The organism is Massilia glaciei (assembly GCF_003011895.2).
Classification (GTDB): Bacteria; Pseudomonadota; Gammaproteobacteria; order Burkholderiales; family Burkholderiaceae_D; genus Telluria_A; species Telluria_A glaciei.
Genome location: NZ_PXWF02000144.1, coordinates 1 through 1918 on the forward strand (window position 1 = coordinate 1; position 1918 = coordinate 1918).

Consider the following 1918-nt stretch of genomic DNA (forward strand, 5'->3'; position numbering starts at 1 on the left):
AAACTCCGACCCCGGTTTCGCTGCTGCGCAAAGGCACCAGCGATCGGGCTTCGATTACGGGGAAAGCCCGACAGGCTGCTAGAGGATCTTGCGGCCCCTGGGGACCGGGGGCTTGGGCGGCGGCGGCACTGCGGTGGTGGCCGGATCTGCGGCCGGATCTGCGGCCGTGTCGACGACCGGCTGGGCCGGCTGGGCCGGCGGCTCGGGCGTATTGGCCGGATCGGCCGCCGGATCGGCCACCAATTCGGCCACGGGTTCGATCACTGGCTCGGCCACGGGCTCCGACACCGGTTCGGGCGCCGCTTCGGCCGGCCGCCCCTGCGGCCCGCCATCGGCCGGGGGCAGCGGCGCCTGCGGCGCCACGGGGACCACCGGCATGGGCGCCGCCGGTGGCACCAGCGGCGGCGGCGGCACGGCGCCCTGCCCGTCCAGCGTGAATTTCCAGTCCGAGATGCGGGCCCGGTTGTCGAAGCCGCGGAAGCGCGCGTCGAAATTGCCGATCTTGAACGGGCGCGCGTCCGACAGGCTGTGGAGCGCGACCACGCCGCTCTGGCCGTTCAGGTACTGCACGCCCCACTCGGCCTTGCCCGTCATCGGGTCCACGAACACCTTGCGCAGATGGCGCCGCACGCCCGGCACGCGCGGGTCGCGCAGCAGGTCCTGCAGCGTGCGAGGCTGGGGCGGCTGGCCGGCCGGAGTGGCCGCCGCGTAGCTGCGCAGCGCGTCGCTGAAGGCGGCCCCGATGTCGAGCAGCTCCTCCTCGGCGGCGGCGCGCTGGAGCAGCGCATTGATCTTGAGCGTGGCCGCGCCGGTCAGGCCGATGATCGCCACCAGCACGATCAGGCCGACATAGGTGAAGCCGGCCCGGCGCGCGCGGGCGGGCATGGCGCTACCAGTCCTGGTACGGTTTGCCATTGCTGTCCTTGCCCGGCGCGCCGCTCCGGATGCTGTAGAGCGCGCCCTTGTCCGCATCCTCGGGCGGGACCACGATCCAGGTCCCGGCGCTTTCGGTGACCGGGTCGAACGGCACGTTGCGCAGGTATTTTTTCTCGACCAGCTGCTCGAGCGAGTCGGGATAGCGTCCGGTGTCGGCGAAGTACTGGTCGATCACGTGGCGCGTGTTGCGCAGGTTGTCGGCCAGGATGGTCTCGCGGGCGCGGTCGATGCCGCCGAAGTAACGCGGCACGGCCAGCGTCAGCAACAGCGCCACAATGCCCAGCACCACCAGCAGCTCGATGAGCGTGAAGCCGGCGCGCGCCCGACGCGGTGCGCTTGGCATGGCGCTCACCATTTGTTGTAAGGCACGCCGTTGAGGCCAATCTTGGGCGAGGTCGAGACCACGTCGTAGACGTCGTCGCCCTCGCGCGGCTCGTCCGCCTCGCTCGCGTAACTGCGCTTGCCCCACGATTGCTCCTCGCTGATGTCGGTGTCGGGATTGAACGGGTCGCGCGGTATGCGGCGCAAAAAGAATATCTTGCTGCGTTTCGGGCTGCGCAGGTCCGGCACCCCTTCGACCAGCAGCGCCAGGTCCTTCGGGTAGCCGCTGGCGCCGAGCACGCGCGCAATGCGTTCCTCCAAATAGGCCTTTTTATAGGCGTCGATGGCGGCCCGGATCTCGCGCAGCGAACGGCGCAGCTCCTGCTCCTGGCTGCGCTGGGCGGCCAGCTGCGCGACCGGCAGCACCAGGGTGCCGAGCAGCGCCAGGATCGCCAGCGCCACCACCAGTTCGATCAGGGTGAAGCCACGGCGGGCCGCGCGCGCGTTCATCCGGGCTGCTGTCGCGCGGGCTGGGGCGGGGTCGCCTCGGGCGCCGCGATCGGGGTCACGACGACCGGCGGCTGCGGCTGCGGTTGTTGCTGCGGCTGCGGCTGCGGCTGCGGCGGCTGGGTGGACGGCACCGGCGGCGGCACGGCCGGCG

3 protein-coding genes are annotated in these 1918 nt (G+C 71.5%); all 3 read right to left on the bottom strand.

Annotated features, from left to right (window positions below; all coding sequences use genetic code 11):
• Positions 1-78 precede the first annotated feature (78 nt).
• Genes C7C56_RS29755 through C7C56_RS10200 form a run of 3 tightly spaced genes read right to left on the bottom strand, consistent with a single transcriptional unit; the run spans position 79 to position 1767 of the window.
• On the bottom strand, positions 79-915 hold the full coding sequence (locus C7C56_RS29755) for a type II secretion system protein (protein ID WP_229458559.1): 837 nt from the start codon (positions 913-915) through the stop codon (positions 79-81).
• On the bottom strand, positions 890-1279 hold the full coding sequence (locus tag C7C56_RS10195) for a type II secretion system protein (protein ID WP_229458561.1): 390 nt from the start codon (positions 1277-1279) through the stop codon (positions 890-892). The genes C7C56_RS29755 and C7C56_RS10195 overlap by 26 nt, the downstream gene beginning before the upstream one ends.
• A 5-nt stretch (positions 1280-1284) precedes the next feature.
• Entirely contained in the window at positions 1285-1767 is a 483-nt protein-coding gene (locus tag C7C56_RS10200) for a type II secretion system protein (protein WP_106757319.1), read from the bottom strand.
• Between the last annotated feature and the right edge of the window lie 151 nt (positions 1768-1918).

Bases quoted from the DNA above. Each gene is read 5' to 3' on its own strand.
- C7C56_RS29755 (WP_229458559.1), bottom strand. From the start codon at position 915: ATGGCAAACCGTACCAGGACTGGTAGCGCCATGCCCGCCCGCGCGCGC.
- C7C56_RS10195 (WP_229458561.1), bottom strand. From the start codon at position 1,279: ATGCCAAGCGCACCGCGTCGGGCGCGCGCCGGCTTCACGCTCATCGAG.
- C7C56_RS10200 (WP_106757319.1), bottom strand. From the start codon at position 1,767: ATGAACGCGCGCGCGGCCCGCCGTGGCTTCACCCTGATCGAACTGGTG.